At 59.7% G+C, this 25,328-nt stretch carries 21 protein-coding genes; 4 read left to right on the forward strand and 17 right to left on the reverse strand.

What is annotated here, in order from left to right; genetic code table 11:
- Nucleotides 1-41 precede the first annotated feature (41 nt).
- From FHT86_RS14340 to FHT86_RS14385, 10 genes are all read right to left on the reverse strand, one after another.
- Nucleotides 42-482 carry a CBS domain-containing protein gene (locus tag FHT86_RS14340; protein ID WP_133707471.1) on the reverse strand — a complete coding sequence of 147 codons (441 nt, stop codon included), beginning with the start codon at nucleotides 480-482 and terminating at the stop codon, nucleotides 42-44.
- 40 nt (nucleotides 483-522) lie between these two features.
- Complete coding sequence (locus FHT86_RS14345) at nucleotides 523-1,089, reverse strand: NADH-quinone oxidoreductase subunit I (RefSeq protein WP_133707472.1); 567 nt, start codon at nucleotides 1,087-1,089, stop codon at nucleotides 523-525.
- A gap of 30 nt (nucleotides 1,090-1,119) precedes the next feature.
- Complete coding sequence (nuoH, locus tag FHT86_RS14350) at nucleotides 1,120-2,106, reverse strand: NADH-quinone oxidoreductase subunit NuoH (protein ID WP_133707473.1); 987 nt, start codon at nucleotides 2,104-2,106, stop codon at nucleotides 1,120-1,122.
- Between the two features lie 176 nt (nucleotides 2,107-2,282).
- Nucleotides 2,283-3,680, reverse strand: coding sequence for an LLM class flavin-dependent oxidoreductase (locus FHT86_RS14355; protein ID WP_133707474.1), 1,398 nt, complete (start codon nucleotides 3,678-3,680; stop codon nucleotides 2,283-2,285).
- A gap of 33 nt (nucleotides 3,681-3,713) precedes the next feature.
- A complete protein-coding gene (locus tag FHT86_RS14360; RefSeq protein ID WP_133707475.1) occupies nucleotides 3,714-4,712 on the reverse strand; it encodes an ABC transporter permease in 999 nt (332 codons plus the stop codon).
- Nucleotides 4,713-4,714: 2 nt separating this feature from the next.
- Nucleotides 4,715-5,737: an ABC transporter permease gene (locus tag FHT86_RS14365; RefSeq protein ID WP_133707476.1), complete on the reverse strand. Its 1,023-nt coding sequence runs from the start codon at nucleotides 5,735-5,737 to the stop codon at nucleotides 4,715-4,717.
- Entirely contained in the window at nucleotides 5,727-7,277 is a 1,551-nt protein-coding gene (locus FHT86_RS14370) for a sugar ABC transporter ATP-binding protein (RefSeq protein ID WP_133707477.1), read from the reverse strand. Before FHT86_RS14370 ends, FHT86_RS14365 begins: the two co-directional genes overlap by 11 nt.
- Before the next feature lie 57 nt (nucleotides 7,278-7,334).
- Entirely contained in the window at nucleotides 7,335-8,345 is a 1,011-nt protein-coding gene (locus FHT86_RS14375) for a sugar ABC transporter substrate-binding protein (protein ID WP_133707478.1), read from the reverse strand.
- 112 nt (nucleotides 8,346-8,457) lie between these two features.
- Nucleotides 8,458-9,525 carry an ABC transporter permease gene (locus FHT86_RS14380; RefSeq protein WP_133707479.1) on the reverse strand — a complete coding sequence of 356 codons (1,068 nt, stop codon included), beginning with the start codon at nucleotides 9,523-9,525 and terminating at the stop codon, nucleotides 8,458-8,460.
- Nucleotides 9,522-11,003 (reverse strand): sugar ABC transporter ATP-binding protein, encoded by a 1,482-nt coding sequence (locus FHT86_RS14385; protein WP_133707480.1) that lies wholly within the window; start codon nucleotides 11,001-11,003, stop codon nucleotides 9,522-9,524. Before FHT86_RS14385 ends, FHT86_RS14380 begins: the two co-directional genes overlap by 4 nt.
- A gap of 227 nt (nucleotides 11,004-11,230) precedes the next feature.
- Here FHT86_RS14385 and FHT86_RS14390 point away from each other — a divergent pair, with 227 nt between their 5' ends.
- Nucleotides 11,231-12,277 (forward strand): substrate-binding domain-containing protein, encoded by a 1,047-nt coding sequence (locus FHT86_RS14390; RefSeq protein ID WP_133707481.1) that lies wholly within the window; start codon nucleotides 11,231-11,233, stop codon nucleotides 12,275-12,277.
- A gap of 178 nt (nucleotides 12,278-12,455) precedes the next feature.
- A complete protein-coding gene (locus FHT86_RS14395; protein ID WP_133707482.1) occupies nucleotides 12,456-13,667 on the forward strand; it encodes an acyl-CoA dehydrogenase family protein in 1,212 nt (403 codons plus the stop codon).
- Between the two features lie 69 nt (nucleotides 13,668-13,736).
- On the opposite strand, the gene FHT86_RS14400 is transcribed toward FHT86_RS14395, so the two are convergent.
- From FHT86_RS14400 to FHT86_RS14415, 4 genes are all read right to left on the reverse strand, one after another.
- Nucleotides 13,737-14,954 (reverse strand): SfnB family sulfur acquisition oxidoreductase, encoded by a 1,218-nt coding sequence (locus FHT86_RS14400; protein ID WP_133707483.1) that lies wholly within the window; start codon nucleotides 14,952-14,954, stop codon nucleotides 13,737-13,739.
- Between the two features lie 277 nt (nucleotides 14,955-15,231).
- Nucleotides 15,232-17,517 carry a xanthine dehydrogenase family protein molybdopterin-binding subunit gene (locus FHT86_RS14405; RefSeq protein WP_166656824.1) on the reverse strand — a complete coding sequence of 762 codons (2,286 nt, stop codon included), beginning with the start codon at nucleotides 17,515-17,517 and terminating at the stop codon, nucleotides 15,232-15,234.
- Nucleotides 17,510-18,880: a cytochrome c gene (locus tag FHT86_RS14410; protein WP_133707485.1), complete on the reverse strand. Its 1,371-nt coding sequence runs from the start codon at nucleotides 18,878-18,880 to the stop codon at nucleotides 17,510-17,512. The genes FHT86_RS14405 and FHT86_RS14410 overlap by 8 nt, the downstream gene beginning before the upstream one ends.
- A 2-nt stretch (nucleotides 18,881-18,882) precedes the next feature.
- The gene (locus tag FHT86_RS14415) at nucleotides 18,883-19,341 is read right to left on the reverse strand and encodes a (2Fe-2S)-binding protein (protein ID WP_133707486.1); all 459 of its coding nucleotides are present in this window, start codon (nucleotides 19,339-19,341) and stop codon (nucleotides 18,883-18,885) included.
- Between the two features lie 723 nt (nucleotides 19,342-20,064).
- On the opposite strand from FHT86_RS14415, the gene FHT86_RS14420 reads away from it, so the two are divergent.
- Nucleotides 20,065-21,126 carry a porin gene (locus FHT86_RS14420; RefSeq protein ID WP_133707487.1) on the forward strand — a complete coding sequence of 354 codons (1,062 nt, stop codon included), beginning with the start codon at nucleotides 20,065-20,067 and terminating at the stop codon, nucleotides 21,124-21,126.
- A gap of 188 nt (nucleotides 21,127-21,314) precedes the next feature.
- On the opposite strand, the gene FHT86_RS14425 is transcribed toward FHT86_RS14420, so the two are convergent.
- The 3 genes from FHT86_RS14425 to FHT86_RS14435 all read right to left on the reverse strand — a co-directional run bounded on the left by FHT86_RS14425 (nucleotide 21,315) and on the right by FHT86_RS14435 (nucleotide 24,104).
- Nucleotides 21,315-21,887 (reverse strand): TetR/AcrR family transcriptional regulator, encoded by a 573-nt coding sequence (locus tag FHT86_RS14425; protein ID WP_133707488.1) that lies wholly within the window; start codon nucleotides 21,885-21,887, stop codon nucleotides 21,315-21,317.
- 63 nt (nucleotides 21,888-21,950) lie between these two features.
- Nucleotides 21,951-22,436, reverse strand: coding sequence for a DUF302 domain-containing protein (locus FHT86_RS14430; RefSeq protein ID WP_133707489.1), 486 nt, complete (start codon nucleotides 22,434-22,436; stop codon nucleotides 21,951-21,953).
- A gap of 57 nt (nucleotides 22,437-22,493) precedes the next feature.
- A complete protein-coding gene (locus FHT86_RS14435) occupies nucleotides 22,494-24,104 on the reverse strand; it encodes an amidase family protein (RefSeq protein ID WP_312862333.1) in 1,611 nt (536 codons plus the stop codon).
- Between the two features lie 158 nt (nucleotides 24,105-24,262).
- Between FHT86_RS14435 and FHT86_RS14440 the strand changes: the two genes are divergently transcribed.
- Complete coding sequence (locus FHT86_RS14440; protein WP_246779509.1) at nucleotides 24,263-25,327, forward strand: ABC transporter substrate-binding protein; 1,065 nt, start codon at nucleotides 24,263-24,265, stop codon at nucleotides 25,325-25,327.
- Nucleotide 25,328: the final 1 nt, after the last annotated feature.

Consider the following 25,328-nt stretch of genomic DNA (forward strand, 5'->3'; position numbering starts at 1 on the left):
GCTTGCCCTAGGCGCCGCGTCAGCACCTAGGGCCTGCAACATCAATGATAACCGACCCCGGCAATGTATTCGTGCAGCGCCTGCTCGTTGTGCAGCGATTCGTCGAGCCGGTGCTTAACCACGTCGCCGATGCTGACAACGCCGATAGGGGTGCTGCCTTCCATGACCAACACATGGCGCGTACGTCGTTTGGTCATGACCGCCATCACATAGGGCAGCAAATCCTCTGTCGAACAGGTCGCCACTTTGCGGTTCATGATGTCAGCGACCCGCATCATGGGCGCCTCGGTTCCGTATTCAGCCACTGCATTGCAGCAGTCCCGCTCCGACAGCGTGCCCAGACATTCCCCAGGCTTACGGCCGACGACCACGAAGCCGATGTTGTTGTCCCGAAACAACCGTAGGGCTTCCACCATCGGCCGATCCGGCCTGATCGAGATGAGTTCGAGAGATTTGTTCTTCAAGATTTGGCAAACATGCATCTGAGCCTCCTGTCTGCACGCTCCGGCTTGACGCAGGCGTTCACGTTCGCCGGATATTCCGCCACCAGTTATAACCCTGCGGCTCGCTCGTCTCGACCAGAACGCCCTGCTGGGTGTTCAGCCGCGCCGTGACGACGCCGCCGCCGGTTGCCGCCTTGCCCGGCTTGCCGAGCAGATCGTCGCGCCCGATCACTAGGTCACGGGAGGAAAAGCTCGAGAATTCGTACTGCTGGCCAAGCGCGATGGCGTCCGCGGGGCAGGCGTCCTCGCACAGCCCGCAGAACAGACACCGGGCCGTGTCAATCTCGAATTTCGCCGGGTGACGATTGCCCCTCTCATCCTCATAGGGGACGACTTCGATGCAGTCGCAGGGACAAATCCGTGCGCAGAGCTCGCAGGCCACACATTTGATCTCGCCCTTGTCGTCGCGCGTCAGGAAGTGATGCCCGCGGTAGCGCGAGTAGGGCAACCATTTTTCCTTGTCGGGATATTGCATGGTCACGGATCTGGAGAACATGTAGCCGAAAGTCAAAGCCAAGGCTCTCGCCAGGTCGGCGAAGAATGCCCAGCCGATCCATGTTCCGAGTGTGTTTTGTGCGCGCGACATTGCCGCCCCGCTGCGGAGCCGCTTTGGCCCCTAAAAGAAAGCCATCCCTGTTATAATTATGTTCGCGATCGACAGAGGAAGCAAGACTTTCCATCCGATCGCCATCAGTTGGTCGTAGCGGTAGCGGGGGAAAGTGAAGCGGAGCCATATAAACAGATAGACGAAGAACGCCACCTTGAGCAGAAACCAGAGGAGCGGTGGCAGGGGGATCAGTATGCCGTTCCAGCCGCCGAAGAATAGGATCACCACCAGTACCGACACCAGCAACATGATGGCATATTCGCTGATCATGAAGAACGCAAAGCGGATCCCGCTATATTCGGTATGGAACCCGGCCCCCAGATCGCCTTCCGCTTCCGCCAGATCGAAAGGAATGCGTTGCGCTTCGGCCAGTCCGGCGACGAAGAACACGAAGAAGCCAATCGGTTGATAGACGATGTTCCAGACATCGGCTTGCGCTCGCACGATCTCGAGCAGGCTCATGGATTGCGCGAGCATCACCACGCCAATGACCGAGAACCCCATCGGGATCTCATAGCTGATCATCTGTGCGCAGGTCCTGAGGCTGCCCAGGACAGCATATTTGCTGTTAGCGGCCCAGCCGCCGAAGATGACGCCATACACCTCGATCCCGATCACCGCGAAAACGAAAAGGATTGCCACGTTCATATTGGAGGCGTAGAGCGTGATTTTGGCGCCGAGGACCGAGACGGTTTCGCCGAAGGGGATCGCGACGAACACCACAAAGGGTGGGACAAGCGCGAGGATGGGGGCCAATTTGAACAGGAAGCGGTCGGCCTCGGCCGGAATGTGATCCTCTTTGGTTAAGAGCTTGATCCCATCGGCCATCGGCTGCAGTAGTCCGTGCCACCCCACACGCATCGGCCCCATCCGCTGCTGCATATGTCCGGCGATTTTGCGTTCCAGCCAGGTTAGCGGCAAGGGCAGCAGCAGGAGGGCCGCAATCAGAAACGCGACCTTAAAGACGATCAGGCCAAGGGCGACGATAAGTTCCATGATCCGCGGCTACTTATTCAACGGGTTGAAACGCGCGACTCGGACTTTGGCTTCGGCTATACACTAAGCGCTTACGCATTTGTCATTTTACACGCTATAGCCGCGACGCACCATGCAGAATGTCATCGCTGTTATATCGTCGCCGTGTCCAACCATAATAGGTGATGGATGGAGCCTCAGCCGGCCTTGGCTCTCATGATCTGCCCCTCCTGCAGATTGCGGTAGGCGGCGCCGGGATGAGGTGCTTGCAGCCGGGGGCCCGCGCCACCGAGTTTTTCTCTCAATGTTCCCTGGCGATAGTCGGTCTTGTAGACGCCGCGCTTCTGCAGTTCCGGGACAAGAAGATCAACGGCATCCTCGAAGCTTTCCGGTGTCACCGCATAGGCAAGGTTGAAGCCGTCGACATCCGTATCCTCGACCCATTCCTGCAGGAGGTCGGCGACGGTTTGTGGCGAGCCGACGAAGACCGGGCCGAAACCGCCGATGCCGACCCAGTCCGCCATCTCGCGCACCGTCCAGACCTTGTCCGGATCAATAGTGGTGAAGGTCTCGACAGCCGATTGCACGGCGTTGGTATAGCGGTGCCTAAGCGGTTCATCGGGCGCGAACTGGCCGAAGTCGATACCCGTCCAGCCGGAAATCAGTGTCAGCGCGCCTTCATAGGAGACGTATTTGCGATATTCGTCGAACTTACGTTTTGCCTCCGCGTCCGTCTCGCCGAGAATCACGGTCTGCAGGTTGAAGGCGAGGATCTCGCGCGGATTGCGTCCGGCCCGCGCGGCTGCCTCGCGGACGTTGGCAACGTAACGCTTCAGCACCGTCTTCGACGGCGCGGCGACAAAGATGCACTCGGCATGGGCTCCGGCAAAATCCTTGCCACGGCTGGAGGCGCCGGCCTGGTAGAGCACTGGTGTTCGCTGCGGCGACGGCTCGCTCAAGTGAATGCCCGGTACGGTGAATTGCTTGCCGGAATGATGGATCGGATGGACTTTCTCCGGATGCGTGAAGATGCCGGTCTCGCGGTCACGCACCACAGCGCCATCTTCCCAGCTTCCTTCCCAGAGCTTGTAGCAAACCTCAAGATATTCCTCGGCGAGGTCGTAGCGGTCGTCATGCTTGGTCTGTGCCGCCTGGCCGATATTGAGTGCGCCGCTGTTCAGATAGGAGGTGACGATGTTCCACCCGACCCGGCCCTTGGTGAGATGGTCAAGCGTCGAGATGCGGCGCGCGAAGGTGTAGGGATGTTCGAAGGAGAGCGATGCCGTCAGCCCGAAGCCGAGATGTTCGGTCACATGGGCCATGGTCGGAATGAGCTGCAGGGGATCGTTGACGGGCACCTGTGCCGAATGGCGCAGAGCGGCGTCGACATTGCCGTTCAGCACATCATAAACTCCGAGCACATCGGCGATGAAGAGCCCATCGAACTTGCCGCGCTCCAGGGTCTTGGCGAGATGGACCCAATAGTCGAGATCCTTGTACTTCCACGACTGATCGCGCGGATGCCGCCAGAGGCCGGGGGACTGGTGGCCCACGCAGTTCATGTCGAAGGCGTTCAGCCTGATTTCGCGGCTCATATCGTTATTCCTGCATATTGGACGAGCACCGTTTCAGGCGCCGACGGTTTTTCTGTTGATGAAGCTGAAGGCGAGGACGGCAAAGATGAGAGTGCCCGTGCCGACCTGTTGCCAGTAGAAGTTCAGGCCGGTCAGCAAGAGGCCGTTGGCAACGATGCTGAGAAGCAGAACGCCAAGAACGGTTCCTGCGACATTCGGACGGCCAAGCGGCGAGAGCGTCGTTCCGATGAAGGTGGCTCCGATAGCGTTGAGGAGAAAGGCATTGCCGGAGGAGGGAATGTAGACCGTGACGGTCGCGGTCAGAATGAGACCTGCGACGGCCGCGATCAGCCCGGCAAGAATGAAGGTCACGGCAACGTGGCCGCCAAGGCCGATGCCGGAATAACGCACGACGCTCGGCTGGATGCCGATCGAAAGAACCACGCGGCCGAAGCGCATGCGCGTGAAGAGCACGATGGCGGCGACGATGATGAGGACGGCGATTGCGAGCGGAACCGGAAAGCCGGCGATGCTGCCATGGCCGAGAAAGCGAAATGCCTCTGGCACCCCGGAGGGCGGCAGATAGACCGGGTTCCCGCCATTCGTCAGCAATTGCTGCACACTGCGGCCGATGAACAATGTGCCGAGCGTTGCAAGGAATGGCGAGACCCCGATCCATGAAATCAGGAGTGCATTGAATGCACCGACCGCGGCTCCCGCCACCAGACCGGCCAGCAGGCCGAACGCCACCGGTTGCCCGGAAAGTACGAGAGACACGAAAGCGAAACTCGCAAAATCCACCGCCGTTCCGACCGACAGGTCGATCCCGCCGGCAGACACCGCGAAGGTCATGGCGATGGAAATGATGGCCAGCAACGTGAAATTGTTGACCAGAATGCTCTGGAGGTTGGCCGGGGTCAGAAAGGTGGGTGTCGTCGCGGAGAAAATCGCAAAGACCGCGACAAGCGCCAGGATCAAGCCATAGCGCGCCAGAATGGCGAGAGGACGATGCGAACGGGCCTGCGACGGAAGGGTTGAATTCGAAAGCGACACCTTCAGATCTCCCGCTTGCGCAGCAATGTCGTCGCCGAAACGACGATGAGGATGAGGAGGCCCTGAATGCCGCTGACCAGCGTGCTCGGTAGATTGAGGAGCTGGAAGCCATTGACGAGGAATCCGACCAGCAAGGCCGACAGCAGCGTTCCGGTAATCGTCGGCACGAGCCGACGGGAGAAGACCGAACCGAGAAGAGCGGTGATAACGACCGGCAGCAGCATTTCGCCGGAGCCGGTGGTGCTGCCGCTCAGATATGAGACAGAAAGAATGCCGGCAATGCCGCCGCACAATCCGCTCGCAACGAAAGCGCCGGCAAGCAAGCGCTTGAGCGGCAACCCGGCTGCACGTGCCGCATCCGGAAACTCGCCCACGGCATAAAGCCTCAGGCCAAGTGGCGTATTCTGCACGATGACCGCCGCAATCACGGCAAAGCCGAGGAGCACATAGGCAAGCACCGGAATACCGAAGCCGTCGGAGGCGGACAGCGCCGTCAGAAAATCGCTCGAAGCCGGCAGGACCGTATTTTGCGTCAGCACGAGTTCCAGACCGGCAACGATGTTCATGACGGCAAGCGTGGCGAGCAGGGGTACGATGCCGGCCAGCACGACGGCGGCGGCGTTGACCGCGCCGATCGCCAGTCCGACCAGCAGCGTTGCGAGGATCGCCACGGGATCGCCGTAGCCAAGCTGCAGGAGGCTGGCATAGACGGCTGCACTGAGGCCCATGTTGGCGGCGAGCGACAGATCGATGCCGCCGGTGACCACATTGGCGCCACCGGCGATCAGAACGACGGTCAATCCAATGGCGAGCACGCCCGAGATGGCCGACTGGCCGAGCACATTTCCGATATTGCCGATGCTGAGGAAATAAGGGGCCGTCAACGAGAAGACGGCAAGGATGACGGCAAAGGCAATAAGCGAGCCGAAGCGTAGGGCAGCGGCGGCGACATTGCCGGCCGAGCGGTTCGGAGTTTCCTTTGTGGCCAGGTTAGCGGCGGGAGCGAACTGAATGTCAACCGACATGGCGCAACCCTTCCGACGCGCCGGTCGATTCCGCCAGCACCTCATCCGTTGTGGTTTCCGATGAGATGAATTCGCGGGTCACCCGGCCACGGAAGAGCACCAGAATACGGTCGGTTATGCTGATCAGCTCCGGCAGATCCGACGAGAGGACGATGATACCCGCCCCACGAGCCGCAAGTTCACCAATCAAGGTGTAGATTTCCACCTTCGAACCGATATCGACGCCGACAGTCGGCTCATCGAGGAGATAGATTTCCGAATGGTGGCTCAGCCATTTGGCGATCGCCACCTTCTGCTGATTGCCGCCCGAGAGAGTGCGCACCAGCGTGTCGCGTCCTTCAGCCTTGATCTGGAGCCTCTTGATGAGGTCGTCGGTGTCACGGCGCTCGCGCTTCCGGTCCAGAAAGCCGAAGCGCGTGTAGCGGGAAAGGCTCGACAGCGTAATGTTTTCCGCGAGGCTCAGGTCGAGTGCGACGCCGTGGCCGCGACGGTCTTCGGGCACCAAGGCGATCTGCTGGCCGACCGCCTGCGCGGGACCAAGCGGTCGTGCCGGCTTGCCCGCAACTTCGATGCGACCGGAAGCGGATTTCTCCAGCCCGAACAAGGTGCGCACCAGATCCTTTGCGCCGGAGCCCAAAAGGCCGGTGATGCCGAGTATCTCCCCGCGGCGAAGCGTGAAGCTGATGTCGGCAAAGCGGTTCGGCGTAGTCAGGCGCTCGACCTTAAGGATCTCTTCGCCGAGTTCGATAAGCTGTTTCGGGAACATTTCGGTGATGTCGCGCTCGACCATCAAACGCGCGATGGCGGCTGCCGACGTCTCTGCGATCGGCACCGAGGCGACGTCGAGGCCGTTGCGCAGCACTGTTACATGATCGCACAACTCCTCGATCTCGCCGAGATAGTGGGAGATGTAGATGATCGTCACGCCTTCGTCGCGTAGTCGCCGGATCAAACGGAAGAGAATGTCGGCCTCTCGCCGGATCAACGCCGCGGTCGGCTCATCGAAGACGAGCACCTTTGGCTGGTTCAGAAGCGCGCGGGTGATCTGCACGATCTGCCGTTCCGCTGTCGAAAGTTCCCCGATCAAGACGTTGCTGGGCAGATCCACCCCGAAATAGTTGGCCAGAATTTCGCGCGCGTGGCGCCGCATGCGCCGGCGGTCCAGAAACGGCGTGCCGGCAATTCGAGGTTCGCGACCGAGAAACAGTGCCTCACCGACCGTAAAGGTCGGCACCAGCAGCCGGTCCTGATGGATGAAATGGATTCCGAGAGACTCGGCAAGATGTGGCGTCAGATGATCGAAGGCTGTGCCTTCGATCTCGATCCGCCCTTCATCCGGCCTGTGCAATCCCGCCAGAAGCTTGATCAGCGTCGATTTGCCGGCGCCGTTCTGGCCAACGAGGCCATGAACCGTGCCACGACGTATGGTGAGGGAGGCTCCGGCAAGCGCCTGCGCCCCGCCGAAGCGCTTCACGATACGATCAAAGTGAATGACGTGGTCATTGGAGTTTGTGGATTGCGGAGGTAGGGCTACGGTCATTTCATCGATCCAATGGGATGCGGTGATGCGGCCGCAGCCGCATCACCGGCCAAATGTTCAGCCGATACCGAGCTTCTTGGTGACCTCGGCGACATTGGTCTTGTTGGCCAGCAGCGCGGGCACATAGGTTTCGCGTGGCAAGGTCTGGCCGGCCAGCAGCTTGGCGACGTTCCGGATCGCCGTGCGACCGATCTCGGCTGGCTGCTGGGCTGCATCGGCGCCCGCGGGAGAATTCGGATCGGCGATGAGCTGCAGAACTTCCGGGCTTCCGTCGACGCCATAGGTTTTGATTTCCGTACGCCCGGCGGCCGCGAGAGCCTGGGTCGCGCCAAGCTGCGGAATATCCCAGGCGGACCATATCGCCTTGATAGACCCCTTCTCGGGATATTTGTTGAGGATCGCGGTGATCTGGGTGAAAGCATCCTGGACCGTGTTCGGGATAACGTCCCGCAGCTCCGGCTGGATGATTTTCACCTTGGGGAAATACTTGACGACGTTGACGAGCTGGTCGTAGCGGATCGCGCAGGGCGTAACCCCGTAGAAGCCGTTGAAGACGACGATATTGCCTTCGCCGCCGATGTCGGAAACGAGCTGCAAGGCAAGATCCTTGCCGATGCCCCAGTTGTCCGAGGTCGTGTTGTTGATCGAATTCGTGGAACCGACATCGACGGTCAGCACCGGGATGCCAGCGTCGCGGGCCTTTTTCAGCCAGGGGTCGATGACGCTGAGGGTACCGAGAATCTGGACGATGGCATCCGGCTTCTGCGCAATCAGCGTCTGAAGTTGCGCGACGAGCTTGCCGTCATTGCGGCCCGCATCGACTGCGATCGGTTCACCGCCAAGCTTTTTCACCTCTGCGATCTGAGCATTATAGGCTTGCAGATCGAAATAATGATCGGTGCCCGTGGCGCTGATGGCGATGCGCTTTCCCTTCAGCGACAAGCCGTCATCGCCGGCTGCAGCCGACTGCCCGGCAAAAAGGCCGGCGCCTGCAAACGTTGCGCTGGCGACGGCTGCGAGTTTCAGGATCTCCCGGCGTCCAAAGCCGGATTTCTGGTCGTGGTTCATGGAATGCCTCTCCGTTATAATCTACAAATTAGATATATTTAGTGAAATAAAGAGGAACGCTATTCCAAAAGGCACGGTCTGAGAGAAAAGTTCTTCGGAGGACGCCTCGTGCTTAGCGCTCGCCGTTTCGCCCGAGGCCATAGGTCAGGGCCAGCGCGCCGACGAGCACGGCGCCCTTGACGAAATCCTGGGTGTAATAAGGGGCGTTCAGCATCGTCAGCCCGTTGAGCAGCACGCCGACGAAGACAGCCCCGGCAATGGTGCCAAGCACGTTCGGGCGGCGCAGACCCAATACAGCGAAGCCGATCAGCGAGGCAGCGACCGCATCCATCAGCAGCGAACCGCCGGATGAGACGTCGCCGCGACCGACGCGGGCGGCGATGACGATGCCGCCGAGCGAGGCAAGTGTGCCGGATATGACATAGGCCAGCGTTTTCAGCCTTGTCGTCGATGCTCCAGCGAGCCGCGTTGCCACCTCGTTGCCGCCGGTGGCAAACAGCAGGCGGCCGATGCGGGTCCGCTCGGTCAGTACGAACAGCACCAGGGCGACAAGGATCATCAAGACGACGGAGACCGGAACGACGCCAAACAGGCTGTAGCGGCCGATCAGCAGGAAGTGCGGATCGTAGCTGCCGGCAGCCTTGGAGCCGTCGGGCAGAATCAGTCCGGCGGAGATCGAGCGTCCGGCGGTCGGGATGAGCTGCAGGCCGGAAAGCAGGAACATCATCGATAGCGTTGCCAGGAGATCGGGCACCTTCAGCCGGACGATGATGAAGGCGTTGATCAGGCCGATCGCAGCGCCAAAGGCGAGCACCAATGGCACAGTGGCATAGGCGTCAAGCTGCCAAACGATCATCGCGTAGCTTGCGGCCATGACGCTCGATGCGGCGACTGCGCCGATCGAGAGGTCGAACCCGCCGACGGCAAGTGTCACCGTGACGCCGGCGCCGAGGATGGCAACGACGGAGACCGCCTGCAGGATGCTCATGAGATTGTTGATGTTGATGAAGGCGGGCTGCGCCGCCGTGAAGCCGATGATGAGGAGAGCGAGCAGGATGAAAACCGCGCCGGAGCGCAGGATGGCGCTGACGCCGGCGAACCAGCCGATTGCCGGACCAGCGGACACCGGCTCGGTCCGTTCCGCCGGCTGCGGGAAGCTGTCATTGTCCACGGATGTCATGCCGGAATGTCCTCGATAGCGTGTGGGTTTGCCGCATCGGCAATGGGGTTCAGGCTGTGCCGGTCGATTATGAGAATGCGGTCGGCCACCTCGTAGGCCTCCTCCGGGTCGGAGGTGGCAATCAGCGTGGCGCGATCGCTGCGGCGGCCTATCGCCTGGATGATGTCATGCCGGGCGCCGACATCGACGCCCTGGAAAGGTTCGTCGAGCAGCAGAAGCCGGCTTTGCTCTGCTTCCCAACGGGCCAGTACCACTTTCTGCTGGTTGCCGCCCGAGAGCGTCCAGACGGAGGCAAGAGGCCCTGAGGCTTTGATCCGTAGCCGCTCGATCGCCTTCTCCGCTTCCTGGCGCTCACGGCTGCCGAACAGGAGACCGCTCGGATACCAGCGGCCGAGATGGGGCAGACTGATCGTGCCGGCGACCGAATTGCCGGGCCAGGCGGCAGGCATTAGCGAGGACCGGTGTCGATCCTCCGCGGCCATGGCGACGCCGGCGGCGATTGCCTGCGCTGGATTTTGCGGCCGATAGGGTTTGCCATCGAGGCGCATTTCACCCTCGATGAGTTGGGTAACGCCGAAGATCGCCGAAAGGAGCCGGCTTTTTCCGGCACCGAGCACGCCGGTAATGGCGACGACTTCGCCCTCGTGCAGCGAAAGATCGAATGGGATGGCATTCGGCAGCAGGCGCGTATGGCGCATTTCGAAGACCGGCTTGCCGCCGACACTGCGCGTACCCGGCCGCGCCGATTGCAGCTTGCGGCCGATCATGGTTTCGATGGCGGCCGGAAAGTCGATCGGGCGGACAAACGAGCCCACGACCTGTCCGCCGCGCATGACGAGCGCGCGATCTGCGATAGCGTCCAGATCCGCTGTGCGATGGGAGATATAGAGGATCGCCAATCCCTGGCTCTTCAGTCGCAGGAGAATATCGAACAGGCGGTGGCTTTCCTGCCCGGAGAGGCTTGCCGTTGGTTCGTCGAGGATCAGCAGGTCGGCCTGATCCGCCAATGCGCGCGCCACCGCCACCAATTGCCGGTCCGCCGCCGGCAGATCGCCGAAATCCCGATCGAGAGGCAGAGAGAAGCCGGCGATATCCAGTACAGCTTGTGCCCGGGCGCGGATGCCGGCGCGCGAGACGAAAAACGGCACCCGGCGATCCGCGAAACGATGGAGTAGCAGCGCGTCCGCGACGGTCAGGCCGGGAGGCCCGACGAGATCGGTCGACTGATGGACAGTGACGATCCCTGCTTTTGTCGCCTCAGCCGGGTTTGCCGGGGCAAAGCTCTGTCCCTTGAAGCTGATCCTGCCGCCATCGGCGGGAAGTGAGCCGGATAATATTTTCACCAGCGTCGACTTCCCGGCGCCGTTCGCACCCATGAGGGCAACGATCTCGCCGCGCTCGATGGAGAGCGTTGCGTCGGCAAGCGCGCGCGTCGAGCCAAAGCTGCGCGTGAGATTTTCGACTTGGAGCAGGGGCATACAGCGTTTTCCGGTTTCGCCCGATAATGCCCCGGGCTGCGATTGAACTTCCAGGCACGTCATTTCCGGGACAAAGCTGCAGGTGGAACAAAGAATCTCCGGAAGCGGCAAAAATCAGATCATTTAGTCTACTAAAAATATAGAGATTATTTCTAATAGATTGACGCGTCGCCGGGAACCCGTTGCCTGTCAGACGACGCTCCAGATCGATCATAAGGAACACGACGATGAAATCTCTCGCACGGCTCGCTCTGTCTGCCGCCGTCATTCCATTCGTCTTCTTGCAATCGGCCCATGCCGACGGCATCGCCGGTGCGCCGGCGCCATTTGACAAGGGCGGCGTCAAGCTGGCGCTGATCAGCTACATCTCCGCCGGCGATTTCTTCCAGGCCTATCAGGCGGGTGCGGAAGCGCAGGCCAAGGCGCTCGGCATCGATCTCCGCGTCTTCCCCGGCCGCCAGGATGCCGCCGAGCAGCGCGAGCAGATTCTCCAGGCCGTCAATCTTGGGGTGAGCGGTATCGTCATCGACCACGGCCTGCCGGAATCGCTCGGCGACGTCGTGCAGCAGGCACTCGATAAAGGCGTCAAGGTCGTCGCCTTTGACGTCAATCTCAACAATCCGAAGATTCCGCAGGTCGAGCAGAGCGATCATGAACTGGCTGAGCAGGCGCTCGACCAGGTGGTGAAGGACAACGGGAAGAGCTTTGCCGCCGGCTATGTCTATGTCGCCGGTTTCGCGCCGCTCGATCGTCGCAATGAGGTCTGGGACAAGTTCAAGGCCGCCAATCCCGGCGTCGTCGAAAAGGCGCGTTTCGGCAATGTCAGCGACACGACCGCAACCAGCACCGCCGATCAGGCGAAAGCGGCGTTGACCGCCAATCCGGATATCAAGGTGGTCTTTGCGCCCTATGACGAGTTCGCCCGCGGCGTGAAGCTCGCAGCCGGCGACCTTGGCATAGCCGACAAAATCAAGATTTATTCCGCAGATGTCTCGACCGCCGATATCCAGGAGATCACCGAGCCGGGAAGCCCCTGGGTTGCGACCGTCGCCACCAATCCTGCCGTGGTTGGTGCCGTCTCCGTGCGTGCGGCCGCTCTGCAGATCGCCGGCCAGGAGATTCCGCACCAGATCACCATCAAACCGACGCTTCTGACCCAGGACAGCCTGCGGGCTGCCGGCGTCAAGACCATCGAGGATCTGGCCGCCAAGATTCCGGCCTTCAGCACCAGCGATGCGGCAACGGCAAGCTGGATTCCGGACAAGCTGTTCTGAGGTCTGCAACAGGACGCGTGCGGCGGCGCATTTTTCGGCGCCGCTGCATCATCATTTCTAGAGCAATTCCAGGAAAAGTGCGAAGCGGTTTTCCGTCCGGAATTGCGTGAAACAAAGGGATAGAGCGGGAAAGCGATTCCGTGAAACGCTGAACCGCTCTAGGGATCAGGAGTTCATTATGAGCCAATCCAATGTCGTCTTCGCCACCACCCATAGCACTGGACGGGAAGCATTGTTGTCCACCGCGGCGGAAATTTCCGCCGATTTCGCGAGGCATGCGGCCGAGCTCGACCGCGAAGGGCTGCCGCCGCTGAAGGAAATCATCCGGCTTAAGAATTCCGGTCTGCTGAACGCGCTGCATGGCTCGCAGATCGGCGGCGGCGGACTGAATTGGGTCGATGCACTGAAGCTGGTACGCATCATCGCGCGCGGTGAGAGCTCGCTCGGCCAGCTTCTCGGCTATCACTTCGTCAACAGCCAATATATCTATTGGGCGATCGAGGATGCCGCCCGCGCCCATGCGCTCGGCGTCGAGACGGTGGCGAAGAACTATTATTGGGGCGCTGCCGTCAATCCGCGTGATCCGGGTCTGGAGCTCACCCGGCGCGGCAACACCTACGTGCTCAATGGCCGCAAATCCTTTTCGACCGCGGCCCATATCTCCGACTATATCAATGCCAACGCCACGCTCGACGGCAAGATCGCCAGCTTCGCCGTGCCGACCAATCGGCCGGGCTATGTCACCAACGACGATTGGGACAATATCGGCCAGCGGCTCTCCGATAGCGGTAGCGTCGAGTTCCGCGACTTTCCGGTCTATGAGGAGGATTTCATTGCGCCGCCCTCCGAACCGGATGCACCGCCGCCGGTGCTTTCGACCTTCAATACGCCGCTGATCCAGCTCGTCTTCGTCAATTTCTACCTCGGCACCGCCGAAGGTGCGTTTGAGGCGGCGCTCGACTATGTTCGTTCGACAACCCGGCCGTGGATCACATCCGGCGTCGAGAAGGCTGCCGATGATCCCTATATCCTTGAGCGGGTCGGGGAGTTTACCGCCGCGCTGAAAGCCTCGGCTGCACTCGCCGACAGTGCCGCGGAAGCCGTTGAGGCGGCGCTGTCGCGCGGCAGGGAAGTTACGGCCCGCGAGCGGGGCGAAGCGGCGGCGGAAGCCTATGCGGCGAAGGTGCACGCCACCAATGTTTCGCTCGACGTCACCTCGCGCGTCTTCGAATTGACCGGCGCCCGTTCCACCGCGTCGCACTATCGGTTCGACCGCTTCTGGCGCAATGTCCGCACCCACACGCTGCACGATCCGGTGTTCTACAAGGCAAAGGAAGTCGGTGAGTTCGTGTTGAACGGCAAGATTCCGGCCGTCAGTCTCTATAGCTGATCAGCATCCTCCCAAGATGCATGAGGAGGGCCCGTTCCGGTATCGGAATGGGCCTTCTTGCTTGAGGGTTCACAGCGCGCCGTTTTTCGGCGGCGTCACGCCGTTCAGATGGTAATTGCCAACCACATGATATTTCCAGCGCACGGGATCGTGCAGCGTGTGGGTACGCGCGTTGCGCCAATGACGATCGAGATTGAGACCGACGCGGACGGACGACGTGCCGGCCAGTTCGAACAGGGTGTTCGATGCCTCCAGTGCGATTTCCGTCGTCAGCACCTTGGCGGCTGCGACGGCAAGCGTAGCCGCCACCACATTTGTTTCGCTCGGGTCGATCTGGGCGATGTCGACCTTCTGGCCGGCGCGTTCGATGACAGCCGTCGCCGCCTCGAGACGGATGGCGATCTGTCCGACTTTGGCGATGGTCAAGGGATCGTCGGATGCCCGGTCGACACCGCTGTCCATCCAGGGACGCGACGTGGTTTTGACGAAATCGACGGTCTCGGCGAAAGCCGCGCGGGCGATACCGAGATCGACGCCGGCATGGATGATCTGCCCGACGGAACCGATGGTTGTCGGCCGCTCGAAACCCTTGTGATGAAAGACGACAGCGTCCGCACGCACATGGACATTGCTGAGGATCGTGGTGCCGCTGCCGGTCGTCCGCTGGCCGAACCCGTCCCAATCGTCGACGATCTCGATGCCCTCGGTACCACGCGGCACGAAAGACATGGTCAGCCGGTCGTCCTCGTCCAGCGCGAAGACTGTGATCCAGTCGGCGAAAATGACGCCGGTCGAATAATATTTGCTGCCATTGATCCTGTAGCCGAGCCCGTCGCGGGTGATGCGAGTATTGTAGTGGCCGACGGTCTTGGTGCCACGTTCGGACAATGCGTTGCCGAACCGATCGCCGGCCAGCGCCCGGCCGAAGAAGAATTTCTTCTGTTCTTCGCTCCCGTCGGTCCGCAAGGCTTCGAGAATGTAGAAATGGTTTTGCGGTATCTGCCCGATCGAGCCATCGGCTTCGGCGAGAATGGCGGTAACCTCGGCCAGGATCGTATTGGAGACATCGAGCCCGCCGTATTCGGAGGGAACGGTGATCGAAAGCAGACCCGATTGCGACAGCGCGTCAAGCTCATGATGCGGCAGCAGTCGATCGATGTCGCGATCGGAAGCCGATTCCGCAAATTGCTTCGCCAGCGTTCGCGCCGTCGCGATCGCCTCTTCCTCGTTTGTTAAGCGAGCCGCCACCGGGCGAATTCGATCGGTCTGTTGCAGGGCCAGTTCCATCCGCGCTCTCCTAAATCCAGCGCCTCATGGGTGAAGGATGTTGCGGCGGAAAATAAGAGCTTAATTTCTATAGATATACTCCATTATGAAATGTTTTTCGTTTTGCAATCTCGCTTTGTCTAGGCCCACGGCAAGGGCCGCGCGCTCAACCCCTCAGGCGTTGGCTCGCAGTCGAAGACAGCGGACGCCCGCAAACTGTCGTTAATGGCAGCGCCAGGAAAACAAGAACCGCATGGGCTTAATCGAGGCCCATGCGGTTTGACCATAAGGCGACCTGTCAGATTGCCAGTGAGTAGCCCAGATCGCGCAAGGGCAGGCGGCGCACCCGCTCGCCCGTTGCGGCAAATATGGCGTTGCCAAGCGCGGGGGCCAGCGCTGGGAAGGCGGGTTCACCCATGCCGGTCGGCGGATTGTCCGACTGGATGAAATAGGCATCAATCGTCATCGGTGCGAAGGGCAGGCGCAGAATTGGATAGGCATTGTAATTCTGCTCCTGGATCCGGCCGTTTTCGATATTGATTTTGAGGCCCATGGCCGTGGAGAGAGCGTCGGTGGACGCGCCCTGCGCCTGGGCTTCGGAGCCGGCCATGTCAATGATAGGTCCGACGTCAAGCACCACGAGGATGCGATCGATCTTGATCTGCTTGTTGGCATCGACGCTAAGCTCAACGGCCTGGGCGACATGGCCGGCGTGGGAATAGCACCAGGCCAGTCCCAGACCGCTGCCCTTCGGCAGCGTCTTGCCCCAGCCTGCCTTCTCAGCGCACATCCTGATCACGTCGCTGGCCCGCTTGGGGCTGAAGTTGACGCTCTGGTCCTTGGGAGCCAGCTCAGGCACATCGCGGTTCACTGCATCGAGAAGGAACTGGACATGGTCGCGACCGGAAGCAAGCGACAGCTCATGCATGAAGCTTTGCGCGGCGAAGACCTGGGCATTGTCGCCGGGCGCGCGCCAGGCGCCGGTCGGAATCTTCAGCGGGAACATGGTCTTGCCGCGGCGCAGATTGGGCGCCTTGATGGAATATCTCAGATTGTCGGTGAGGTTGGCACCCGAGGCTTCTTTTTTGCCGTCGGCGGTGAAGGTGATGAAATGTTCCTGCCAGGCGTCGAGACTGCCGTCCTTGGCAATCGCGCCCTTGAACTGATGATAGCCGGCGGGACGATAAAAATCATGGCCGAAATCGTCTTCACGGGTCCATTGCAGCTTGACCGGGGCGTTGACCTTCAGCGCGATGGCTGCAGCCTCACAGGCATAGTCGTTGACCAGCCGCCGTCCGAAACCGCCGCCGACGCGGGTCTGGTGCATCACGACTTTTTCCTGCGGTATGCCCGCCACCTTCGCGATCAACGGCAAGCCGCGATCAGGCTGCTGGGTAGGCACCCATAGTTCCATCACCCCGTCATGCCAGTGTGCCGTGGTGTTCATCGGCTCCAGCGGCACATGCGCGGCGAAAGGATATTCGTAATAGGCCTCCACGGTCTTGTTGGCATTGGCGAAGGATTTGTCCACGTCGCCGACATTGTCGTCGGGCTTTTCCGGGAAACTGTTCGCCAGCTTCTTGGCCTGGGCCGAGAATTGCGATGTGGAATCTGTCGACGCCTCGCTCAGATCCCAATCGACCTTAAGCTTGTCCTTCGCCTGGAAGGCGCTCCAGGTGTCCTTGGCGATGACGGCGACGCCCGGCATCACTTCGACCGCCATGCCGGTGCCGTCCACGGCGAAGGCGTCGAGCACGCCGCGTTGGGCCTTGATCTCGTCCACATTGAAGGACCTGACTTTACCACCCGCTGCCGGACATTTGGTGAAGTTGGCATAGACCATGCCGGGACGCTGGACATCGATGCCGAACAGCGGTTGCCCGGTGACGACCTTCGGATCGTCGACGCCGCGATAGGCTTTCCCTATCAGGCGATATTCGGCGCGGGTCTTCAGTTTCAGGCTCTTGGGATCGGGCACAGGCATTTTTGCCGCGGCGGCGGCAAGCGATCCATAGGTTGCCGACCTGCCGCTGGCGGCATGAGTCAAGACCGAATCCTGAGCGGTAATCTGCGACGGGTCGACCGCCCACTGCTGGGCCGCGGCGGCGATCAGCATCGCCTTGGCGCCGGCGCCGGCCTGACGCAGCTGATCCCAGGCGCGGGGGATGGAGGTCGAGCCTCCCGCGCCCTGACTGCCATAGACCTTGGGATTGATGTCGGCCTGCTCCATCACGACATGGTTCCAGTCGGCGTCGAGTTCGTCGGCTATGATCACGCCGAAGGAGGTCTTGATGCCCTGGCCGATCTCCGGACATTTGGAGTAGATGGTGATCGTGTTGTCCGAAGCGATGCGGATGAACGCGTTCATCACTTGCTCTTTGCTGTCCGCTGTCTCGGCGGCGAACGCTGGATCTCCGAGGTAGAACCCCAGCACCAGCCCCGCAGCGCCCGCGCCGGCGAGCTTGAAGAAGCCGCGTCGCCCTATGGCCAGCGATGCATTGGCCGTGGGGGTGGAACGGACCTCGTGGATCAGCGCTGAGAGATAAGCATCGGACTGCGCAAAGTTTGACGTCGTGTCAGCCATTGGGTGCCTCCGGAGAACTAGGTTTCTGGGTCGCCTGCTTGCGCAAATCGGCCACATCCTTGCCTGTCAAATGCGCGCCTTTGGCGCCAAAACGGGCGGTGACATAGTTGGCGACGGCCGCTATGTCGTCGTCGGAATAGCCCTCACCGAAGGCTGGCATGAAGATCCTGCCGTCGGCGGTCGTGCGGTTGACGCCATTGATGACCGTCTGCGCCACGTTGGTGGCGCTGGGATCGTTCACCGCGCGCACGCCGGTGAGGGTGGCATAGCCGGTGACCGGGCTCACGCCGGTCCAGTCATGACAGCTGGCGCAGGCGCCGGCGAAGATCTTTTCGCCGCGCGAATCGGCGTCCGCCACCGCACCCTCCTTGTACGACGCCGACGCAGCCGTGGTGACGGTGCGCGGCAGGTCGCTTGCATGGGCAGGTATGCTGCGCAGATAGGTCACCAGAGCATGCGCGTCGTCCGGCACCAAATAGCTGAGGCTGTCGTCAGTGGCTTCGCCCATCGGGCCCGCCGCGCCGCCATGCCCATCGGCATGTCCGGTTGAGAGGTAACGGTAGACATCATCATCGCTCCAGTCGCCGATGCCGGAATCCTTGTCGCCGGTAATGTTGTAGGCGTGCCAACCGGCGGTGATGGCGCCGGCAAATTTCTGGTGGTTGTCGACGGCATAGGCGACGTTTCGCGGTGTGTGGCACTCGCCGCAATGGCCCAAGGCCTCGGCAAGATAAGCGCCTCTGTTCCATTGTGGGCTCTGGCTGGTGTTGGGACGGAAGCGCTCGTCGGTATTGAAGGCCACGTCCCAGAGCCCCACGAGGCCGCGCTGGTTGAAAGGCCAGGAAAGCTGGTTCTGCTTGGCGGGGGCATGCACGGGCTTAAGCGTGAAGAGATAGGCCTTGATGGCCAGCGCGTCGGCATCCGTCATGTAGGTGTAGGAGGTGTACGGCATGGCGGGATAGAGTTTCTCGCCGTCGGCACGAATGCCCTTGTGCACAGCCGCCAGGAACTGGGCGTCGGTGTAATTGCCGATGCCTGTTTCCTTGTCCGGCGTGATGTTGGTCGAATAGATGGTGCCGAACGGCATGTTGAAAGCAAAGCCACCCGCGAAGGGTGCGCCGCCAGGGGCAGTGTGGCAGGCCTCGCAGTCTGCAGCATGAATGAGATATTCGCCACGCTTCACCACATCCGCATTGGCGAGCTCCGCCGGTACGCCGGTAACATTGGCGCCCTGATAATCTTCCAGTGCCACGGTCGAGCCGCCGGCAAAGGAGGTCGGATCACGGCCAAGAAACAGCCAGCCCGCGAAACCGAGCGCGACAACAACAAGGATCGCGACGACAATACCGATGATTTTTGTCATGGTCAGGCCGGCTTGGTCGCAGCGTTCTTGATTGCCCGGCGAATGCGAATATAGGTTCCGCAGCGACAGAGATTGCCCGCCATGGCTGCGTCGATATCAGAATCATCGGGTTGGGGGTTGCTGTCCAGCAGCGCGGTAGCCGACATGATCTGGCCGGCTTGGCAATAGCCACATTGTGGCACCGCAGCTTCCATCCAGGCCTGCTGGACCTTGGCGCCGTTGGGCGTGTTGCCAATTCCTTCAATGGTGACGACGGCGCGGGTGCCGACATCGCCAACGGCCAGTTGGCAGGAACGCACTGGCTTGCCAGCTACATGCACAGTGCAGACACCGCATTGGGCTATGCCACAGCCGTATTTGGTGCCGACCAGATTAAGATGATCACGCAGCACCCACAGAAGCGGCATGTCCTCCGGCACGTCGACCTCTTGCGGTTGTCCATTGATATTAAGAGTAAGCATGTGTCCATCCCTGCCTGACAGTGAAATCGACGCACCAACAAAACCAATCATCATATGATACGCCGGCATTTTTCCTCGGTAAACATCGACGAGGTGTCGTCACGTGAATGTGTCAACCGAGACGAAGTATCTCTTTCGGCACCTGGCCAGGGACGCGCGCCGCCGACAGCGCCAACAACGACACCGTCACCTTTCCCACAGGCGCGCAACACGGCCTGTCAACGGCTTCTGGGCGTTGACGCCTTGCGATGCGCACCGTTTCTCCCTTCCCAACGCGTTTTCGCGTCATTCGCTCGGCACCAAAAAAGACATCGAAGTACGACGCGGACGGCTCTGCGAAGGTCGCTGCTACGCGGCTTTCCAAACGTGTGGAGAAGATGAGTCGCTGCAGCAACTCGGTGAAAAATGATAATAGTTGCTTACCATGTGGGCGCTAGTGATCAGTATTACATGTATAATTCGCGTGTTTCTGAATATTTCTGAAGTCTTAACTAGGCATATATATTCAATTCTTCTTAATTTACTGATGTATTTCTGCATCTATGACGACTTTATGTCAGGTATTTTCATGGATGCACTTAGATATTGGGTTGGCTACAGTAATTCTCTCGCTATCGTGCGCTCGGGGGTCCAATGGCTTCCAACAAAAGGGAACAGCCAGATAGATGAACGCCGCGGGGTTACGCAGCCTTCTTCTGATCAGGCACATCGATTGGAGAAAAAATGAATATCAAGAGCCTTCTTCTCGGCTCCGCTGCTGCCCTTGCAGTAGTTTCCGGTGCTCATGCGGCTGACGCTGTTGTTGCCGCTGAACCGGAGCCGCTCGAATACGTTCGCATCTGCGACGCATACGGTGCAGGCTACTTCTTCATCCCGGGTACTGAGACCTGCCTCAAGATCGGCGGCAAGGTTCGTACGGAAGGTGAATGGTATGATGCCTACAACCCGAACAACGTTCGTGGCACGCTGTGGCACACCCGCGCTGAACTGCAGCTGCAGACGGCCACCGACACCGAATATGGTCCTCTGAAGACCAATACGGAACTGCGTTGGGATTGGCAGGAAGGCGGCTCCACGAGCACGAACTTCCTCCATGGCAGCATCAGCCTCGGCGGCTTCATCATCGGTAAGGAAGATTCGCAGTTCAACGTCTTCACCGGCTATGCCGGCGACGTCATCAACGACGACGTGGTCTATGACGGTCCGTACGAACTCAACCAGATCACCTACAACTACGATGCCGGCAACGGCTTCACGGCTGTGATCTCGGTGGAAGACACCAACTCCGGCGTTGGTGCAACCGGCGCTAACGGCGAAGACAGCTCGGATCACTACGCTCCGGACGTTGTTGCCGGTGCTGGCTACAAGGCCGGCGCATGGTCCTTCAAGGTCGTTGGTGGTTATGACTCCATCGTCGAAGAAGGCGCCATCAAGGCTCGTGTCGACGCTGACTTCGGCGCCTTCTCGGCCTTCTTGATGGGTGGTTGGAACACGGACGGCGACAAGCTGAACAAGTACGCGGGCGCGAACGGTGGCGGCGACGCTTCCGGTATCGGCTGGGGCGACTGGGCAGTTTGGGGTGGCGTCGGCGTACCGTTCAACGACAAGCTGAAGTGGAACCTGCAGCTCGCTTACACCGACTCCAAGATCTTCGCCGCTACGACGAACATCAAGTGGAACCCGGTTAAGCACCTCCTGGTCGAGCCGGAAATCTCCTACACCAACTGGGATTCGATCAACGAAGATCAGTGGGCTGGTATCCTCCGCTTCGAGCGTACTTTCTAATCTGATCTGAATTCGACCTCCGATCAGAAAAGGGAGAAGGCCCGGTTTCCCTCCGGGCCTTTTTTCGCGTCTGTCGCAAACATTTCCGCAGTTCGCTTTTGCGCGTCACGTGACGCGTTTTCATGCCTTTTTGCAGTCCCAAAAAGCGCAAGCGAGACAAGTTAGGACCTTGCTGGCGTCAGGCTCGTTTACGACCTTGCCAGAATGAGCGCTGCTTGGACGCCACCTTCCAATATGGCTGACGCCTTCGATGAGTCGGTGATAGCTCGGGCAATCTGGAGGGTGCCCACCATCAGTCCGAAGATCGCTGTCGCTCTCTCCCGGGGTGAGGATAAACGCGAAGCTGGAAGTTTCGATGCCAGAACATCCGTAAACTTGCCTAACTCAACTTCATAAGCCTCGCGGGTCGTCTCTGGCTGTCTTCCGATTTCGGGCAACAGCGCAGCTGATGGGCAGCCGTTTTCGCGTCCGAGCATATGGTCAACGTTGAGATAGTTGCGGATGATGCTCTCAAAACTCAGCTGGTCGTTCCGAGCCTGCTCTAGATTTTCCCGCTGATGCGTCAGCGCGCTCACCATGGCCTCTTTTACGAGTGCTTCTTTTGAATCGAAGTGAGCATAGAACGCGCCGTTTGTCAGCCCGGCGTCTGTCATGATCCCCGCGAGCCCCGACGCGGCCGCGCCATCGTCGCGAAAACGCTTGGAAGCGACGTCGATGATCCGACGCCGTGTGTTTTCCTTATGACCTTTTTCAAATCGCATCTGTTTCTTCCCGAAGTGCCTGTCTCATGCGATTTACGTCAATCAGCATACTGTCCTCATACTTTAGGACGCTGCTGTTTCAAGAGCAGCTAGCAAGTTCTGATCGAGCTTTTGCGAAACTTCGTCGACGCGCGGATCAGCGAACTGGCTAAAGGTGGAGAGTGGCCGATCATATTCAAATGCGACACCGTTAGTGTCTTCGCGCAGGAGAACCCGAACCGGTGCGTAAAGGCCGGCCGAGATGCGATGCCGGGTCATCTTCGATGCGGTCAGCGGATTACCAATGTCGTACTGGATCGACTGACGCTGAAGGCCAGCGACCTGAAGGAGCGCTCCATGATCCCTGAATCCGAAAATGGAGAGTGCAGGTAGAGCCTCCAATTCTTGAAGCGCGCGAGCCGATTCTCGGTAACGCAGGAGGGCGAAAATACCGTCATCTATCCTGGGGATAGTGGCTTCCAGCTTTGACCTGACGGCATTGAAATCTTTGCTGGAGCGGATCGTAACATGTTCGACGTTGATCTTTTCGATGTCTACCGTAGTCGTCATTCTTCATACCCTTTCTCGTGATCGGTGGAGACGAGTCGCCGCAACCGAGGATGCGTTTCAAAGAGACGAGATACCGAGCGCTTCCACCCGACGTGCCAGTGTCAGGAGGCGACGATCGCTACCAGTGGGGGCATCGATCTCAAGGCCGATCGGAAGATTGTTGCTCGCTTTGCCCATGGGAAGACTGATGCCAGGAAGGCCCGCTGCGCTGGCCGGAATGGTGTTTTTCGCCAGGGCTGCGAATGTCACTTCCTTCCCCGCAATCAAGAACTCATTTTCTTTGCCAATCTCCGGCGCCGTGCAGGGGGTTGTTGGTAGAAGGAGCGCCTCAGCGCCGCTTGTTGCAAAAGCCTCAGTGAACAGTCGCTGGATTTGGGGCCGGTCAATCGTCAACGCTGCGTGATATGCGCCCGGGGTCAACCATTTGGATCCGGTCGGCAGCACGAGTTGTTGCCAAACTTCTCTCAAGCCCGGCTTCAAGTCTCTGTAGATTTCGTCAAACGAGGTTGGAATACTGTTATCCTGAAGAAAGCCGGCGATTGCTTCCATGGTTTCACGGAAGAAAAGATTCCAGGTCGTCATATTGGCGAGCGCCGAAAACTCATCGCCAAAATCGATTTCAAAAACTTCGGCTCCGCCATCGCGCAGTCTACGGATAACTTCGTAGAAACGGGCTTCTACATCGGTCTCAACAAGGTCAAGATACTGCTTCGGAGCATATGCGAATCTCACGCCCTTGAGATTGCCTTTCTCGGATGCTGTCGATGCGGGAGCTTTGGTTACGACCTGATCAATCAACTCGCAATCTTCGACTGTGCGGGCGAAGACGCCTGTCGTGTCAAGAACATGGGAAATTGGCGCAACGCCGTTCCGCGGCCAACGCCCGGTCGTTGGCTTGAACCCCACCACTCCACAGAGTGACGCCGGTACCCGGATCGAACCGATAGTGTCTCCTCCGAAAGCCGCGGGCACGATTCCAGCGGCTACAGCCGCGGCAGAGCCGCTTGACGATCCACCGCTGACCCGCTCAAGGGCGCGGGGATTTTTCACCTGGCCATAGGGACCATTGTTCCCCGTCAAGCCGTAGGACATTTCAACGAGGTTATTCTTGCCGAACACGAGCGCGCCGGCCTCCTTGACAGCACTGACCACCCCCGCGTCATGTTCGGGAACAAAATCTTTCAGATTGCTGACGCCGAGCGTCGTCCGTAGCCCACTTGTCAAGTAGCTGTCCTTTACGCCGAGCGGCACTCCAAGGAGAGAGCCGGATGCGCCAGCGCTGCGCGCTTTGTCAGCTTCTCGTGCCGCCGCAAGAACAGCCTGTTCATCGATCGTTATGAAAGACCTAATATCCGACTGCTCGCGTGCTCGCGCCAGAAGCGCTTCCGCGTAAATCTCGGCAGAAAGACTTCCGCCCTGTATGGCGCGTGCGGCCTCGACGACACTGAGGGCAGTCAACTTTTCCGACTTCTCCGTCGTCCTCAATCCTGGTTCCTGGTTCATGTGCTTCCTCGTTAGACCTGCTTCTGCTTGAAATCGATCAAAGCGCGGACCGAATGCTCCGATCTTTAAATTACGATCATAATATAAAATTATGACCATAATGCAATAGGTATTTTCTTCTGGTGATGCCGCCCTTGCGATTGCCGGATTGAAGTTCGATTCCATCGTGTGTGGAGCGGCGTATCAGTCGCCGTCAGCCCGTGGGTTGGGTAACTCGTCCTGGCTTTTTAGCCTCATGGGCGTATCGAAATATTCATTAAAATATAACGCCGTTGTATACGGCTGAATATCATGCTAGCGCTCGGCCTCTTCCAGGAGGACGCATGCCCATGATCAAACGTCTCGCTTCCGTTGCGAAAATCACTATTACAATCAGTAGTTTATTGCTCTCCACACCTGTTTTTGCCGACCATGTCGTGACCGACCAGATCGGTCGCCAGGTGCATATCCCGGATGCCGTCAACCGCGTTGTCATCCTGCAGCACCAGACGCTCAACATCGCGGTCCAGCTCGATGCGATGAATAAGGTCGTCGGCGTTCTCGACGAGTGGAAGCAGCAGCTCGGCGCCAACTATGTGCGTCTGGCGCCGCAGCTTGCGAACCTGCCAATGCCGGGCGGTCTGACCAAGGTGAACATCGAGGAGCTTTTGAAGCTAAAGCCGGATGTGGTCTTCGTCACCAATTATGCGCCCGCCGACATGATCAAGCAGATCGAGGATGGCGGTCTTGCCGTCGTCGCCATATCGCTTCTCGATGTGCCGCCGGACGAGGCAGCGAAACTCAATCCCTCGGTCAAGGACGAGCCGGCGGCGATCGACGCCGGTTTTGCAACCGGCGTGCGACTGATCGCCGACGTCCTCGGCAACAAGGACAAGGGCGAGGAGATGATCGCGGTGACGAAGAAGACCCGCAAGCTTGTCGCCGACCGCCTTGCGGATATCCCTAAGGACAAGAGGGTGCCGGTTTACATGGCCAATCCCGACCTCACCACCTACGGCCGCGGCAAATATACCGGCCTGATGATGGAGCGCGCCGGCGCCCGCAATGTCGCGAGCTCAATTGTCGGCTTTAAGCAGGTGACCATGGAAGACGTGCTGAATTGGAACCCGGCCGTGATCTTCGTGCAGGAACGTTATCCGGCCGTCGTCGACGAAATCAAGAAGACTGCGGCTTGGCAGACCATAGATGCCGTCAAGAACAACAGGGTCTATCTGATGCCGGAATATGCCAAGGCCTGGGGCTATCCGATGCCGGAAGCCATGGCGCTCGGTGAACTGTGGATGGCAAAACAGCTCTATCCCGAGCGGTTCCAGGACATCGACATGCAGAAGGAAGCGGACGCCTATTACAAAGAATTTTATCATACCGACTACCGCGCCGCGCAATGAG

The organism is Rhizobium sp. BK313, from assembly GCF_014193655.1.
GTDB lineage: Bacteria > Pseudomonadota > Alphaproteobacteria > Rhizobiales > Rhizobiaceae > Rhizobium.